At 75.0% G+C, this 15,006-nt stretch carries 16 protein-coding genes; 10 read left to right on the top strand and 6 right to left on the bottom strand.

Translation table 11 applies throughout. The annotated features are described in order from the left end of the window. The first annotated feature begins 137 nt into the window (after positions 1-137). Positions 138-821, top strand: a complete 684-nt coding sequence (locus tag ACZ56B_RS14400; RefSeq protein ID WP_468789752.1) for a glycerophosphodiester phosphodiesterase — start codon at positions 138-140, stop codon at positions 819-821. Between the two features lie 3 nt (positions 822-824). Here ACZ56B_RS14400 and ACZ56B_RS14395 read toward each other — a convergent pair whose 3' ends face one another. Next, positions 825-1,367: a GNAT family N-acetyltransferase gene (locus tag ACZ56B_RS14395; RefSeq protein WP_468789750.1), complete on the bottom strand. Its 543-nt coding sequence runs from the start codon at positions 1,365-1,367 to the stop codon at positions 825-827. 182 nt (positions 1,368-1,549) lie between these two features. Here ACZ56B_RS14395 and ACZ56B_RS14390 point away from each other — a divergent pair, with 182 nt between their 5' ends. Further along, positions 1,550-1,942 (top strand): VOC family protein, encoded by a 393-nt coding sequence (locus ACZ56B_RS14390; protein ID WP_468789748.1) that lies wholly within the window; start codon positions 1,550-1,552, stop codon positions 1,940-1,942. Between the two features lie 216 nt (positions 1,943-2,158). Beyond that, a complete protein-coding gene (locus tag ACZ56B_RS14385; protein WP_468789746.1) occupies positions 2,159-2,929 on the top strand; it encodes a VOC family protein in 771 nt (256 codons plus the stop codon). A gap of 32 nt (positions 2,930-2,961) precedes the next feature. Here ACZ56B_RS14385 and ACZ56B_RS14380 read toward each other — a convergent pair whose 3' ends face one another. Beyond that, complete coding sequence (locus tag ACZ56B_RS14380; RefSeq protein ID WP_468789744.1) at positions 2,962-3,597, bottom strand: MarR family winged helix-turn-helix transcriptional regulator; 636 nt, start codon at positions 3,595-3,597, stop codon at positions 2,962-2,964. Further along, entirely contained in the window at positions 3,594-5,273 is a 1,680-nt protein-coding gene (locus ACZ56B_RS14375; protein WP_468789742.1) for an FUSC family protein, read from the bottom strand. The genes ACZ56B_RS14380 and ACZ56B_RS14375 overlap by 4 nt, the downstream gene beginning before the upstream one ends. A gap of 173 nt (positions 5,274-5,446) precedes the next feature. Between ACZ56B_RS14375 and ACZ56B_RS14370 the strand changes: the two genes are divergently transcribed. From ACZ56B_RS14370 to ACZ56B_RS14355, 4 genes are all read left to right on the top strand, one after another. Then, a complete protein-coding gene (locus ACZ56B_RS14370; RefSeq protein ID WP_468789740.1) occupies positions 5,447-6,013 on the top strand; it encodes a DUF5134 domain-containing protein in 567 nt (188 codons plus the stop codon). Between the two features lie 101 nt (positions 6,014-6,114). Continuing rightward, the gene (locus ACZ56B_RS14365) at positions 6,115-7,050 is read left to right on the top strand and encodes a M56 family metallopeptidase (protein ID WP_468789738.1); all 936 of its coding nucleotides are present in this window, start codon (positions 6,115-6,117) and stop codon (positions 7,048-7,050) included. A gap of 128 nt (positions 7,051-7,178) precedes the next feature. After that, positions 7,179-7,850 carry a phosphatase PAP2 family protein gene (locus ACZ56B_RS14360; protein WP_468789736.1) on the top strand — a complete coding sequence of 224 codons (672 nt, stop codon included), beginning with the start codon at positions 7,179-7,181 and terminating at the stop codon, positions 7,848-7,850. A gap of 182 nt (positions 7,851-8,032) precedes the next feature. Next, the gene (locus ACZ56B_RS14355; protein ID WP_468789734.1) at positions 8,033-8,740 is read left to right on the top strand and encodes a TetR/AcrR family transcriptional regulator; all 708 of its coding nucleotides are present in this window, start codon (positions 8,033-8,035) and stop codon (positions 8,738-8,740) included. On the opposite strand, the gene ACZ56B_RS14350 is transcribed toward ACZ56B_RS14355, so the two are convergent. After that, entirely contained in the window at positions 8,728-10,230 is a 1,503-nt protein-coding gene (locus tag ACZ56B_RS14350) for an LVIVD repeat-containing protein (RefSeq protein WP_468789732.1), read from the bottom strand. The two genes, ACZ56B_RS14355 and ACZ56B_RS14350, sit on opposite strands and share 13 nt — an antisense overlap. Positions 10,231-10,432: 202 nt before the next feature. Here ACZ56B_RS14350 and ACZ56B_RS14345 point away from each other — a divergent pair, with 202 nt between their 5' ends. Then, positions 10,433-11,089 carry a DUF305 domain-containing protein gene (locus ACZ56B_RS14345; protein ID WP_468789730.1) on the top strand — a complete coding sequence of 219 codons (657 nt, stop codon included), beginning with the start codon at positions 10,433-10,435 and terminating at the stop codon, positions 11,087-11,089. A gap of 87 nt (positions 11,090-11,176) precedes the next feature. On the opposite strand, the gene ACZ56B_RS14340 is transcribed toward ACZ56B_RS14345, so the two are convergent. Further along, positions 11,177-11,638 (bottom strand): DUF6214 family protein, encoded by a 462-nt coding sequence (locus tag ACZ56B_RS14340; protein ID WP_468789728.1) that lies wholly within the window; start codon positions 11,636-11,638, stop codon positions 11,177-11,179. A gap of 207 nt (positions 11,639-11,845) precedes the next feature. Between ACZ56B_RS14340 and ACZ56B_RS14335 the strand changes: the two genes are divergently transcribed. Then, positions 11,846-13,264 carry an NAD(P)-binding protein gene (locus ACZ56B_RS14335; protein WP_468789726.1) on the top strand — a complete coding sequence of 473 codons (1,419 nt, stop codon included), beginning with the start codon at positions 11,846-11,848 and terminating at the stop codon, positions 13,262-13,264. Between the two features lie 21 nt (positions 13,265-13,285). Here ACZ56B_RS14335 and ACZ56B_RS14330 read toward each other — a convergent pair whose 3' ends face one another. Further along, positions 13,286-13,690 carry an ArsR/SmtB family transcription factor gene (locus tag ACZ56B_RS14330; RefSeq protein ID WP_468789724.1) on the bottom strand — a complete coding sequence of 135 codons (405 nt, stop codon included), beginning with the start codon at positions 13,688-13,690 and terminating at the stop codon, positions 13,286-13,288. 124 nt (positions 13,691-13,814) lie between these two features. Between ACZ56B_RS14330 and ACZ56B_RS14325 the strand changes: the two genes are divergently transcribed. Further along, the gene (locus ACZ56B_RS14325) at positions 13,815-14,894 is read left to right on the top strand and encodes an NADH:flavin oxidoreductase/NADH oxidase (protein WP_468789723.1); all 1,080 of its coding nucleotides are present in this window, start codon (positions 13,815-13,817) and stop codon (positions 14,892-14,894) included. Positions 14,895-15,006 lie beyond the last annotated feature (112 nt).

Below are 15,006 nucleotides of genomic sequence, written 5' to 3'. Positions count from 1 at the left end.
ACTTTTTCCTGTGGATCACGCATATGAGGGAGGGTCCGTGTGAACGGGGTTCAGCCTCTGGACGGGGCGGGCACAGGCGATACGGTCCACAAGGGCCGCAAGGACGCGGCCCGCCGTCGACGGAAGCGAGTCGCACCTTGAACTTCCTCACCATCGGTCACCGCGGAGTCATGGGTGTCGAACCCGAGAACACCCTCCGGTCCTTCGCCGCCGCCCAGGAGGCGGGTCTCGACGTCATCGAACTCGATCTGCACCTGAGCAAGGACGGCGCGCTCGTCGTCATGCACGACGCGGACGTGGACCGCACCACGGACGGAACCGGTCCGGTCGCCGACAAGACCCTCGCCGAGCTGCGCGCCCTGGACGCCGGGCGCGGCGAGCGGATCCCCGTCTTCGAGGAGGTGCTCGACGCCGTCCGAACGCCCGTGCAGGCCGAGATCAAGGACGTCCGGGCGGCCCGGGCGCTGGCCGAGGTGATGAACCGGCGGGACCTGGCCGGCCGGGTGGAGGTGTCCTCGTTCCACGACGAGGCGATCGCGGAGATCGCCCGCCTGGTGCCCGGGGTCCGCACGGCGCTCGTGGCCGACCGCTACGGCACCAACGTGGTGGAGCGGGCCGTCGGGGCCGGCGCCTCCACCGTCTGCCTCGACATCCGCCGGCTCACCCTGGAGATCGTCGAGCACGCGCGCAAGGCCGGCCTGAGGGTCATCGGCTGGGTGGTGAACACCCAGGACCACCTCAGGCTCGTGCGGGCCCTGGGGCTCGACGGGGCGACCACCGACTACCCGGAGATCAAACGCACCGGGCGCTTCACCGCGTGACGGTCAGGCCAGTTCCTTCACCAGCAGCTCGAACCGCAGGTCGTCGCGGAGCGGGATGCCGAAGCGCTCGTCGCCGTACGGGAAGGGGGTGGTCTCTCCCGTACGGCGGTAGCCGCGCCGCTCGTACCAGGCGATCAGGTCCTCGCGCACGGAGATCACGGTCATGTGCATCTCGCGCACGCCCCACATCTCACGGGCCCGCCGCTCGGCCTCCGCGATGACCGTCCGGCCGAGGCCGGCGCCCTGGAGGGCGGGGCTGACCGCGAACATCCCGAAGTAGGCGTGCTCCCCGCGGCGCTCGAGCTGGCAGCAGGCGACGATCCGGCCGTCGCGCTCCACCGTCAGCAGCCGGCTGTCCGGGGACGCGATGACCTCCCGCACGCCCTCCGGGTCGGTCCGCTGCCCCTCGAGGATGTCCGCCTCGGTGGTCCAACCGGCGCGGCTGGCGTCCCCCCGGTACGCCGACTCGATCAGCGCGACGAGGTCGTCCACGTCGGCGTCGGTGGCGTCGCGGAAGGTCGGTGCGGGGGCGGTGGCGGATTCCATGGGGCGCTTCTCCGGTTCCTCTGCTGCGTCTGCGGCCGCGGCGCGCTCCGGCGCGGCCGGGCCGGGGACGAGACTAACCCGGGCGCCGGGGACGCCGTCCGGCCCGGGCCGGCTCCGGGAAACGGCGTCCCGCCGCCCGCGCCCCCGGCGGGACCCGGACGAAAGGCCCTAGGCTCGGCCGCATGGTGCATGTACTGAGCAGCCGCGTCCTCCTGCGCCCCACCGACCCCGAGCGTTCCCGCGCCTTCTACGGTGAGCGGCTCGGGCTCGCCGTCCACCGCGAGTTCGGCACGGGGCCGGAGCGCGGCACCGTCTACTTCCTCGGCGGCGGCTTCCTGGAGCTCTCGGGCCGCTCGGACGCCGCGCCGTCCCCGGAGGTGCGGCTGTGGCTCCAGGTCGAGGACGTGGCGGCGGCGCACGAGGAACTGCGGGCCGGGGGCGTCGAGATCGTCCGGCCGCCGGTGAAGGAGCCCTGGGGGCTGGTCGAGATGTGGATCGAGGACCCGGACGGGGTCCCGATCGTGCTGGTGGAGGTCCCGTCGGACCACCCCCTGCGGTACCGGCCGGGCATCTGAGCGCGGCCGGCGGGGCGGGCGGTGTTCCCACCGGGACGCGCCGGTCCCGGCGCCGGCGCGGTGGCGCGGCGGAGGGGGTCGCGGCGACGGCGGTCCGCGCCGCCGGGCGGCGGGCGGGGCCCGCGCCGGATGGCCCGGGACCGGCGCCGGGCTTAGCGTGCTGACAGGGGTGTTCCCCGGAAGAACCGCCGCGCAGGGAGCACCGGAAGGAGCGCCATGGGGCCGATCCCGACCGCGCCGGCAGCCGGCGGGCCGTGCTGGGTCGAGCTGACGACCGGCGACCCGGAGGCCGCCCGGCGGTTCTACACGCGGCTGTTCGGCTGGCGCCCGGAGGCGGACGCGCGCCGGGAGACGGGCGGTTACACCGTCATGCGCCTCGGTGGCGCGGCGGTCGCCGCGCTGGCGCCGCTGGACCAGCGGTCGCAGCCGGTCGCCTGGAACGTGTCGTTCGCGGTGACCGACGCCGAGGCCGCCGTCCGCGCGGTGACCTCGGCGGGCGGGACGGTGCTCCTCGGCCCGGTGGACGTGTTCGACGAGGGCCGCTTCGCGGTGGCCGTCGACCCGTCCGGCGCCCTCTTCCGGCTGTGGCAGCCCGGCGCCTTCCCGGGTGCCGGGCTGTCCGACGCCCCCGGGTCGCTGGGCTGGGTGGAGCTGCTGACCCGCGCGCCGAAGGAGGCCGTGGCCTTCTACACCACCGTGTTCGGCTGGAGCGTGGACCCCTCCCTGCGCTACCCCCGGTGGGGAGCCGGCGGCGCGGACTTCGGGGGCATGGTGGCGCTGGACGACAAGTTCCCGCACGAGGTGCCGGCGCACTGGCTGCCGTACTTCGCGGTCGAGGACGTGGACGCCGCCGCCCTGACGGCGACCCGGGTGGGGGGCACCGTGCTGATGGAGCCCACCTCGCCGCCCGACGTCCCGCGCATCGCGGTGCTCCGGGACCCGCAGAAGGCGATGTTCGGCGTGTACCGGGCGGGCGGCGGGGGCTGAGGCCCGGCGGGAGCCCCGGGCCGGGCCCGGTCTCAGGCCCGCAGGGTGCCCGGGCGGCCCTCCAGTTGTCCGAGCAGTTCGCCCAGCAGGGCGGCGAGCGCGCCCAGTTCCGGTCCGCCCAGGCCGGACAGCACGGCGCTCTCGTAGGCGAGCTGCGCGGGCAGGAGGCCGTCGACCAGGTCGCGCCCGGCGTCGGTGAGGCGGACGTGCGCGACACGGCGGTCACGGGCGTCGCCGCGGCGCTCGACCAGTCCGCGTTCGGTGAGCTGCTTGAGGCGTTTGGTGACGGCGGCGCCCGAGGAGAAGGTCTCCCGGGCCAGTTCGCTCGGGGTCAGTTCGCGGCCGGTGCGGCGCAGCGCGCCGAGCAGGTCGAACTCGGGACGGGTCAGGCCGGCCCGGCGCAGCGGGGCGTCCTCGGCCTGCTGGAAGAGGGCGGAGCAGCGGTTGATGCGGCCGATCACCTCCATGGGACCGGTGTCGAGGTCGGGGTGGACGGCCCGCCACTGCCGGACGACCGCGGCGACGGTGTCGACCCGCCCGCGGCCGGGCGCGGCCCCGGGGGCCGTCCCCGTCCCCCCGGCGGCCGGTGCCCCCGCGGTGTCCGTCCGGCGGTCGTCGCCGGTCACCGGTGCCGCCTCGCCGGCCGATGGTCCTTCGGTCGCCGTCATGGCCGTGCGTCCTCCGTGTGCGTGCTCGTGCCGGGGTCCGGGAGCAGCCCCTGGCGTCGTACCGTCGCCGCGAGCGTACGGTGTGCCGCCTGCTCGGCGAGCACGACCTGCTCCTGCGGCAGCGCGCGCTGCCACCATTCCCCGGCCGCGGCGTCGGCGGTGGCCCGCAGGTCGACCAGGGCGGCCGCGAGGCCGCGGCGGGCGGTCTCCAGGGCCGCGGGCGCGGCCTGCGGGTCGGCCAGCAGGCGGACGGTGCGTTCACGGGCGTGTCCGACGGCGGCGAGCGCCCGCTCGACGCGCCGGCCCGCCCGCCGGTTGGTGACGGCCACCGCGGCGACGAAGCCGACCAGGGCGCCGACGAGGGTGTCCACCACGCGGTCGGCGACCAGGTCGCCGGTCGGCTGGTATCCGGGGAGCTCGGTGACGAGCAGGGCCAGCGGGGTCACGCAGACGCTGCCGAGCCAGTAGTTGCGGCCGATGAGCGCCTCGGCGCCGAAGTTGCAGACCAGGATGCACAGGACGAGGGCGAGCGGGCCGAGGTGGGCGAGCGGGGCGATGGCCGCGAAGAGCAGGACGCCGACCAGGTTGCCGACGACGCGCTGCACCGCCCGGCTCCAGGTGAGGGTGATGTTGGCCTGGTAGAGCGAGGCCGCGGTGACCAGGGCCCAGTAGGGGCGGCCGACGCCGAGGGCGAGGGAGGCGTAGCCGGCGAGCGCGCAGCCGAGCCCGGTGCGCACGGCGATCGGGGTGAGCGGTCCGAGCCTGCTCCACAGCGGGCGCGGCTCGGTGGCGCGTTCCGCGGCCACGCCCAGGAGTTCGCCGGTGTCCGCGCGGGAGTCGTCGGTGTGCGGGACGGGGCCCGTGCCGCGCAGGGCGCGGGCCGCGTCCCGCAGGCGTACGGGGTCGGCGTCGGCCGGGGCGGCGAGCGCGACCTCGGCGCGGACGACGAGCCGTTCGAGGGCGCGGCGGGTGTCCGAGGGGCGGTTCCCGGCCGCCAGCAGTGTCTGCCAGGCGGCCTGGACGGCCGCGTAGGCGGCGGCCCGGGCTCCCGGGTCCCCGTCGTCGCCGTCGCCCGCGGTCCCGGCGTACGCGGCGGCGGCGTTCAGGGCCTGGGCGGTGGCCCGGCGTTCCGGGCCGTGCGGCCGGAGCGCCGCGGGTGCCATGCCGACCAGCCAGGCCCACCCGCCGGCCGCGGCGGCGAGCGCGAGGTGGCCGGGGACCTGGCCGGGGGTCTGCGGCACGAACAGCGAGGCCGAGCTGACGAAGGTGAGGATGACGTGGGCGGGCGGCCCGATGCGGGTGACGTCGCACAGCGCCTTCTGGACGGCGGCCAGCGCGGCGCCCACGGTGACCAGGACGACGGCGTCCTCGGTGAGGGAGGCGGCGACCAGGGCCGCGGCCAGGCCGCCGAGCATGCCGAGGACCACTCCCGCCAGCGCCCTGGCCCGGGCGGCGTACGGGCGGTTGTGGGCGTACAGGGCGCACAGGGACCCGGCCATGGTGTACACCCCCAGGTCGAGCCGGCCGAGCGCCACCAGGAGCAGGCTGGGCGGTGCGACCGCGGCGACCACGCTGAGGGCCGGCTTGAACCAGATGTCGGAGGGGCGCCCGAGGCGCAGCGCACCGACGACCGGGAGGCGCCGGGTGCGCGAGGGGGTGGGGGTCGCACTGCTCATGAGGAACCATGTTAACAGGTGTTTTACCTGTAAAGTAATTTCTCCGCCCCTTTGCCCCTCCGGGTGCCCGCGCTCCCCCGAACGCCCCCCGGGTACCCCCTCGCGCTCGCGTGCACGCCGTCGGGCCGGGGCATCCCTTGACCGACCGTTGGAGCGGATCGAGGGGGGTTCGCATGCACGGACCGGCGTCGTCCGGCTGGCTGCTGGTCGCGCTCTGCGCGGCGACCGGGGCCTACTGCCTGCTGCGGATGCGCAGCAGCGTCGAGGAGCAGCGCAGCGCCGCGGGCGGCGAGGCGCTCATGGGCTTCGGCATGGCCGCGATGGCCGTGCCGGCGGCGGTCTTCACCCCGCCGCCGTGGGCCTGGCCCGTCTACGCGGTGGTGTTCGGCGCGGCCGGGCTGCACGCGCTGTGGGCGGCCCGCGCGAACGCGCGTCACCTGCATCACCTGGTCGGGGCCGGGGCCATGGTCTACATGGCCGTGACGATGGCCGCGTCGCCCGGCCACGGGCACGGCGGCTCGGGCGTCCCCCTGCTGACCGGGACCCTGCTGCTCTACTTCACCGGCTATGTGCTGATGACGGGCGTCCGGCTGGTGCCCGTGCCCGCCGCGGCGGGCCCGGGCGGGTCCACCGCGGCGGGCCCGGGCGGGCCCGCCCGGTGGGGCGACCGGCCGGAGCTGGCCCGGGCCTGCCGGCTCTCCATGGGGATGGCGATGGTGGCGATGCTGCTGACGATGTGAGGCGGACCGGGAGTCCGCCGGCCGGGGCGGGGGCCGTTGGCTGCGTCACTTCGCCCGGGAGGCCGTACCCACGTGCGGCGCCGCGCTCATAGGCTGCACGCATGATGCTCCCCGCGGCCCTGCTGCTGCTCGGCGTCCTGATCGCCGTCGCCGGTCCCCGGCTGCTCGCCCGGGCCGACTGGCCGGACCGCGAACCGGTGGTGGCGTTGTGGGTGTGGCAGTGCGTGATCGCCGCGGTCCTGCTGTGCTGCGCCCTGTCGATGACGTTCAGCGCGGCGGCCGCCTGGCAGGCGGTGGGCGGCCACGTGTTCGCCACCGCGCCCCGCGCGGTCGCCGAGGCGTACGCCCTGGGGACGGCCGGGGTCTGGGCCAGGGCCACCGCGGTGGCCCTGGCGTGCGGTGGGGTGTGGAGCGCGGCGATGCTGGTCCGGGAGGTCGCACGGGCCCGCGCCCGGCGCCGGGCCCGGCGGGCCGGACTGCGGCTGCGGGCGCCGCTGCTGCCCGGGGAGGAACCGGGCTCCGAGCGGCTGGTGGTCCTGGAGGGGGAGCGGCCCGACGCCTGGTGGCTGCCCGGCACCCCGCCCCAGCTGGTCGTCACCACGGCCGCGCTGCGCCGGCTGAAGGGCCGGCAGCTGGACGCCGTCCTCGCGCACGAGCACGGGCACGCGCGGGCCCGGCACGACTGGCTGCTGCACTGCTCCTCCGCGCTGGCCGACGGCTTCCCGCAGGTGCCGGTGTTCGCCGCGTTCCGCGACGAGATGCACCGGCTGGTCGAACTCGCCGCCGACGACACCGCCTCCCGCCGCTTCGGCCGGCTGACCACGGCCCTCGCCCTGGTGGAACTCAACGAGCACCGGGGGGTGTTCGGCCCCTGCCCGGCCCCGCAGGCGAACGTCCCGGCCCGGGTGCGCCGGCTGCTCACTCCGCCGGACCGGCTGACGGCGGGACGGCGGCTGCGGCTGACGGCCGCGGCGTCCCTGGTGCCGGTGATCCCGGTGCTGGTGGCGTTCGCGCCGGGATTGCGGGCACTGGGGTAACCGGCGGACCCGGATCAGGCCGGGGACGTCCTCCGGACGGTCCGACGGATACGGCGACCGGGTTCCGGTACACCAGGACGGAGACGGATGACCGGCCCCGCACCCCGCCGGTCGGCAAGGATCACCCCATGCACACCTCCCGCGTCGATTCCCCGCCCCGGTCCGCGGACCGCCCTCCCGCCGCCCTGCCCACCGGCGCACTGGCGCTGTGCTCGGCACTGCTGCTGGCCCTGGTCGCCGTCGAGTGGCGTCCGCTGCTCGATCTGGACGGCGACATCTCCCGCACCGCCCACCGCTGGGCGGTCGGGGAACCCGGCTGGACGCAGACGGCCCGCGTCCTGACGGACTGGGTCTGGGACCCGTGGACGATGCGGGTGCTGTGCGGCGTGGCGGCGGCGCTGCTGGTGTGGCGCCGCGCGGCCCGGTGGACCGCGACGTGGCTGGTGGTGACGGTCGCCCTGGGGACAGCCGCGCAGCAGGGCCTGAAGGCCGCGGTGGACCGCGCCCGCCCGGTCTGGCCCGACCCGGTCGACTCCGCGCACTACGCGGCCTTCCCGTCGGGCCACGCCATGACCGCCACGGTCGTCTGCGGGCTCCTGCTGTGGCTTCTGCGCCGCCACGGCGTGAGCCGCCCCGTGTGGCGCGCGGCGCTGGCCCTGGCGGTCCTCTCGGTGACCGGCGTCGGCCTCACCCGCGTCTGGCTCGGCGTCCACTGGCCCACGGACGTCCTCGGCGGCTGGCTGCTCGGCGCGCTGGTGGTGGCCGTCGCGGTCCGGTTCCACCGGCGCCGGCACCCGTGAGCCGCCCGCCCCGGCACGGAACCGGGCGACGGCGGCCCGGACCTCCTGCCAAAACTGTGCCGTCCGTCTCGGACGATCCCCCGCGTCGCCCGAGACGGACGGCAGCCCGGAGCGGACCCCGAGGGGCCGACCGGACGCGCTGAGTATAGTTGGCTGCCAACCAGTCAACGCAGGAGTCAAGCATGTCCCCGCGCAGCGCCCTGGTCAATGAAGAGTTGCGGAGGCGTTCGAAGGAGCGGCTCCTGCACGCGGCCGTCGAGCTGGTGAGCGAGCACGGGTACGAGGCGACGACGCTCGGCGACATCGCCGACCGGGCGGGCTCCGCACGCGGTCTGGCCTCGTACTACTTCCCGGGGAAACGCCAGCTCGTGCAGTCCGCCGTGCACCGGCTGATGCACCGCACCCTGGAGGAGGCCCTGGAGCGCGAGCCGCGCACCGGGGACGGCCGGGAGCGGATGGCGCGGGCCATCGACGCGATCCTGGGCCTGGCCCGGGACCGGCCGGTCCTGATGCGCCAGCACATGGCCGGGCTGCTGCAGGCGGAGGGGTTCGTCGCCTGTCCCGAGCAGCGGCGGCTGGCCGAGCTGCTGAGGGACACCGTCGTCCGGCACGGCTCCCGCGACGTCGACGCCGACTACCCGATGCTGCGCGCCCTGCTGATGGGCGCCGTGTTCGCGGCCCTGATGCCGGGCGCGCCGATGCCCGTTCCGGTGCTGCGCGCGGAACTCTTCAAGCGCTACCGGCTCGACTGGGAACTGGGGGTCCCGCCGGACACCGAGGTGCCCGGCGGGACGGGCCGGACGGACCTGTCCCGGTTCTTCGCGACCGGGCCCGCGCCCGGCCGCCCGGCTCCGGCCGCGGGGCCGGAGCCGGACGCTCAGCCGAAGTAGTCCGGCTGCGTCTGCACGTTGAGCTCGCGCAGCTGGACCCGTCGGGCCGGGTCCGTGCGCCGGTCGTCGATCCTCAGGACGTCGAGGCCCTTGGCGATGTCGTTCGAGTAGATGTAGCCGTTGTAGTAGTACGCCGACCAGGAGCCGCCGGTGACGACCTGGTCGGTGGACAGCGGGCCGCGCTCGAAGTAGGCGATCTCCCTGGGCTTCGAGGAGTTCGTGAAGTCCCAGACGGAGACGCCGCCCTGGTACCAGGCCTGGACCATCAGGTCCTTGCCCTTGACCGGGATCAGCGAGCCGTTGTGGGCCACGCAGTTCTCGGTGTCGGCCTGGTGGCGGGGGATCTTGAAGTAGCTGCGGAAGACCAGCTTGCGCTTGTCCCCCTTGCCCACGATGTCGTAGATGCCGTCCGCACCGCGGTTCGGGCCGATCTCCGCGCTGCAGGTGGCCGCGCCGCCGCCGCCCAGCTCGTCGGTGAAGACGACCTTGTCCGCCTTCTGGTTGAAGGTCGCCGAGTGCCAGAACGCGAAGTTGACGTTGTCCTGCACCCGGTCGATCACCTTCGGGCGCTCCGGGTTCTTGATGGAGAACAGGATGCCGTCGCCCATGCAGGCTCCGGCGGCCAGGTCCTCGGACGGCAGCACGGTGATGTCGTGGCAGCCGGTGGTCTTGGAGACGCCCGGGTTGGTGGGCGCGCCCGGGTTGCCGCCGCCGTCCGGGCCCTCGCCCGGGAACAGCACCGGGAAGCCGACGACCGCCGCCTTGTGCGGGGCCTTGCGCGGCACCTTGATGACGGAGATGCCGTCGTGCGGCGGCTGGCAGTCGGGGTAGGCCGCGTTCGGCGAGTACGAGGAGACGTAGACGTAGACGTTCTTCCGCTCGGGCACCAGCGTGTGGGTGTGCGAGCCGCAGGCGGTCTCGACGGCGGCGACGTAGCGCGGGTTCCTGATGTCGCTGATGTCGAAGACCTTCATGCCCTCCCACGAGGACTTCTCGGTCGCCGGCTGCGTGGTGCTGTTGCAACTGCTGTCGCTGCGCGAGGAGTCGGTGGACAGGAACAGCAGGTCCCCGGAGACGGAGATGTCGTTCTGCGAGCCGGGACACAGGACCTGGGCGACCGTCTTCGGCGACCTGGGGTTGCTGATGTCGAAGATGCGGAAGCCGTCGTAGTTGCCCGCGAAGGCGTAGCGGCCCTGGAACGCCAGGTCCGAATTGGTGCCGGGCAGCGCGTCCTTGGGGATGTTGGCCACGTGCCGGATGTTGGCGGAGTGCACGACCTCGTCCTGGCCGGGGATCTCGCCGGCGGCGATGGCCGCCCGCGCCTCGGCCTGGTCGCTGCGCGAGACCTCCTTCGGCGCGGCCGGCGCGTCCCCGGGGTCGGGGATCGCCGCGGCCGGGGCGGCGGTGAGGAGCGCGGCCAGCAGCCCGCCGGCCGCGGCGACAACTCCCAGACGTCTGCGTCGGGTTCGGGGAACACTTAACAGGATCACTGTTTTCCTCCCTGATTCCGTTCACCTCGGAACGGTTTCGCTCCGGCAGTATCGTCTTCGACATGCACATACCAACAGGGGGGCAACGCACTTGCAATGAAGTTTTCCGATCACCGACGCGCGGAAGCGTGCTAGGACGGTCGTCAGCACTCACGAGGTGCTCCGCGCCCCGGAGGGGCACCCCCAGCCACAGGAGGTCCTTGTGCTCCACCGCCGTGTGCCCCGTGTGTCCGTCGTCGCGGCCGGGCTGACCGCCCTGGCCGTACTGGGCCTCACGGGCTGCGACTCCGGCACGGACGACGCCGGACCGGCCGCGCCGAGCGGGCCCCCGGTCATCGCGCCGGGCGAACCCGGGGAGGCGAACCGGACCCTGTCGGCCGGCGAGGCCGCACGGCAGCGCACGGAGGACGACTCCCCCAACTCCGCCGACGTGTCCTACGTGCGGATGATGATCGAGCACCACGCGCAGGCCCTGGAGATGACCGAGCTGGTCCCCGACCGCGCCGGGTCGCCGAAGGTCGTCAAGCTGGCCGAGCGCATCGCCGCCGCGCAGCGGCCGGAGATCGGGGCGATGAAGGGCTGGTTGAAGACCCACGGCGAGGCCGCGCGCGGCGACGGACACGACCACGCGACGATGCCCGGGATGGCGACGCGGGCCCAGTTGGAGAAGCTGCGCGCGGCCGACGGCGAGGCCTTCGACCAGCTCTTCCTCACGCTGATGATCACCCATCACGAGGGGGCGGTCACCATGGCCACCGAGGTGAAGGGGCAGGGCAACAACATCCAGGTCGAGGAGATGGCCGACGACGTCGTCGCCCAGCAGACGAGCGAGATCACACGGATGCGCGACCTGCTGTGAGGCGCGCCGGCCGCCGGCCGGGCCCGGGCCGCGGGGCGGGGTCCGGGCAGCGGGGCGGGGCCCACGGGCGCCGTCCGGCCGGTCCGCTCACCGCCGGGCACGGCGCGGGGACAGCAGGCCCGCGTCACGCGCCCGGCCGATCAGCCGGAGCGCCCCGCGGCGGCTGTGTCCGGTCGCGTCCATCACGGCGAGGACCGGATCGGCGCCCCGTTCCCGGGCCGCCCGGTACTCCCGGGCCGCCAGCCGCCACCCCTCCGTCCCCCGCGGCGGGGCCGGGCGGCCCCGGTGCGCCCCGGTTCCGGCGGCGTCCCCGCCGTCCGGCCCGTCCCCGGCACCGCACGCCCGCGCCAGCGGCTCCTCGATCCAGTCGGCGAACACCGCCAGGTCCTCCAGGGCCAGCGCGGGCCGGGCCCGCACGTCCTCGACGCACACGCTTCCCTCGGACACCGTCGCGAGCGCGTCGACCCGGGCCCCGTCCCCGAAGGCCAGCCGCACGTGGAGCCACCGCGTCGCACGCTCCCCCTCCCGCACCTCCCAGGCGGGCCACACGGATACCGCCCCCTCCGTCGGAGAGCGATCGGAAAGTTGAAGAAAAGACGCCTCAAGCACGCACGCAACGTAGCCATGTGATCACTTTTCGCTCGGCGGACACGCACCCCGGGCGGCGGACGGCACCCTGTCAGCGGAGCGCCGACGGTGCGATGCTGGAGACACCAGCGATCCCCCTGTCGGTCTCCCGGGGTGAGGAGTTCGGCCGTGCTGCATGTCGCCGTCGTAGGTTCCGGGCCGAGCGGGTGCTACACCGCCCAGACCCTCGTCCAGCAGGACCCCCGGGTGCGCGTCGACGTCCTGGACCGGCTGCCCTGCCCCTACGGTCTGGTCCGCTACGGCGTGGCACCGGACCACGAGAAGATCAAGTCCCTGCAGGGCACGCTCCGTACGGTCCTGGAGCACGAGCGGGTGCGCTTCCTCGGCGGGGTGCCGGTCGGCCCCGACGGGGTGCCGGTCGCCCGGCTGCGGGAGCTGTACCACGCGGTGGTGTACTGCGTGGGCGCCGCCGCGGACCGGCGGCTGGGGATCCCGGGCGAGGACCTGCCGGGCAGCTGGTCGGCGACCGAGTTCGTGTCCTGGTACAGCGCGCACCCGGACTCCCCCGGGCTCCCGGCCGCTCCCCCGCTCCCGGCCTCACCCGAACGGGGGCACCCCCACGGGCGGAAAGACACCCCCGCCGACGGCGGTTTCCTGCGGGGCGTCCGGTCGGCCGTGGTCGTCGGCGTCGGGAACGTCGCCGTGGACGTCACGCGGATGCTGGCCCGGGGCGTGACGGAGCTGAGCCCGACCGACATGCCGCACGCCGCCCTGACCGCGTTCGCCGCGAGCGGGGTGACGGAGATCCACATGGTGGGCCGGCGCGGACCGTCCCAGGCCCGCTTCACCACCAAGGAGCTGCGCGAGCTGGGCGCGCTGCCCGGCACGGGGGTCGTCGCCGACCCGGCGGAACTGGCGCTGGACCCGGCGTACCCGGACCCCTCCGCGCTGCCCGCCCCGCAGCGCCGCAACGTCGAGGTGCTGCGCGGCTGGGCCGGGGCGGCGGCACCGGACGTCCGCCGCCTGATCCGGCTGCGCTTCTTCCTGCGCCCCGTCGAGCTGCTCGCCCGGGAGGGCCGGGTGGGCGCGGTGCGCTTCGAACGGACGGTCCCGGACGGGCGCGGCGGCGTGACGGGCACGGGGCGGTTCGAGGACGTCGAGGCCCAGCTGGTGCTGCGTTCCGTGGGCTACCGGGGCGTGCCGCTGGAGGGCCTCCCGTTCGACGCCGTCACCGGCACGGTGCCGCACCTCGCCGGGCGCGTGCTGCGCGGGGGCGCCGTCGCGCCGGGCGAGTACGTGGCGGGCTGGATCAAGCGCGGCCCGACGGGTGTCATCGGCACCAACCGGCCGTGCGCGAAGGAGACGGTGACGTCCCTGCTGGAGGACGCCCCCGCCCTGGCGGGCCGCGACGTGGCCGGCGATCCGCTGGCGGCACTGCGGGCCGAGGGGACCGAACCGGTCGAGTGGGCGGGGTGGCGGGCGATCGAACGGGCCGAGGCGGAGCTCGGCGCCTCGCTCGGACGGAACGTGGTCAAGCTGCCCGACTGGGACTCGCTGCTGGCGGCGGCGCGGAACGCCGGCGCGTGAGGCCCCCGGACCGGGGGCGGATCACGTCCCGCCCGGTCCCGTCCGGCGGACCGCGCCGGACGGGCCCCGGTCCTCGCCGTGGCGCGCATCCTGGCGGTCGGCGGCGGTGAGCAGGCGGTCGAGCAGCCCCGGGAAGAGCTCGTCCAGGTCCTTTCGGCGCAGGCCGTTCATCTTGGCGGTGCCCTCGTAGACCTGCCGGATCACGCCGCTCTCCCGCAGCACCCGGAAGTGGTGCGTGGTGGTGGACTTGGTGACCGGCAGGTCGAAGTGCGAGCAGGACAGCTCGACCCCCTCGGCGGCGAGCGCGCGGACGATCCGCAGCCGCACGGGGTCGGAGAGCGCGTGCAGCACGCCCTCGAGCCGGATCTCCTCGCGTGCCGGGTGCGGCAGGTCGCGGCTGCTGGGGGCGGGGACGACGGTCGTCACGGCGGCTCCACATTCGGTCCGGGAGCCCTCATCGTACGAGAGTCCTCGTAGTTTGACACCTCTCGTACTACGAGGTTTATCGTACGAGCCGCACCCGTCCCGGCCCCGCCGAATGGAGTCCCCCGTGAGCATGCTGTTCGAGTCGTACACCCTGCGCGACGTGACGATCCCCAACCGGGCGTGGATGGCCCCGATGTGCCAGTACTCGGCCGCTCCCGAGGGCCCCGGGACCGGTGCGCCCGGCGACTGGCACCTCGCGCACTACGCGGCCCGCGCGACCGGCGGCACGGGCCTGATCGTCGTCGAGGCCACCGCCGTGTCGCCGGAGGGCCGCATCTCGCCGTACGACCTCGGCATCTGGAACGACACCCAGGTCGAGGCCTTCCGGCGGATCACCCGCTTCCTGACCGCACAGGGCACGGTGCCCGCCGTCCAGCTCGCCCACGCCGGCCGCAAGGCGTCGACCGACCGCACCTGGAAGGGCGGCGCCCCGCTGGCGCGGGACGCGCACGGCTGGCGGCCGGTGGCCCCGAGTCCGCTCGCCTTCGCCGAAGGGCACCCGGTGCCGGACGAGCTGACCGCCGAGCAGATCCGCGAGGTGGTGGACCGGTTCCGCGCCGCGGCGCGCCGGGCGCTCGCCGCCGGATTCGAGATCGCCGAGATCCACGGCGCCCACGGCTACCTGATCAACGAGTTCCTCTCCCCGCACTCCAACCACCGCACCGACGCCTACGGCGGCCCGTACGAGAACCGGACGCGCTTCGCCCTCGAGGTCGTCGACGCGGTGCGCGAGGAGTGGCCGGACGACAAGCCGCTGTTCTTCCGCGTCTCGGCCACGGACTGGCTGGAGGAGTCCGGCTGGACCCCGGACGACACCGTCCGCTTCGCCACCGAACTGCACGCCCGCGGCGTCGACCTGCTCGACGTCTCCACCGGGGGCGTCGCCCCCGGCGCCCGCATCCCGACCGGGCCCGGCTACCAGGTCCCCTTCGCCGCGCGGGTGCGGAACGAGACGCCGATGCCGGTCGCCGCCGTCGGGCTGATCACCGACGCCGCGCAGGCCGAGAAGATCCTGGTCAACGGCGAGGCGGACGCGGTGCTCCTCGGCCGCGAACTGCTCCGCAACCCCTCCTGGGCCCGGCACGCGGCCCGCGAGCTGGGCGGTGAGGTCCACGTGCCGGACCCGTACCACCTCTCGGTCTGACCACGCATCCGTCCGGTGGCGGGGGGGGGGGGGGGGGGGGGGGGGGGGGGGGGGGGGAGACCAAGCCGCCGCGGGAGCAAAAACGGAGAGAGGGACGGAGGAAAGGCCGTCG

Source organism: Streptomyces sp. NPDC034670, from assembly GCF_055574875.1.
The sequence above is the reverse complement of the archived record's forward strand: the minus strand, read 5'-3'. Positions and strand labels throughout refer to the sequence as shown.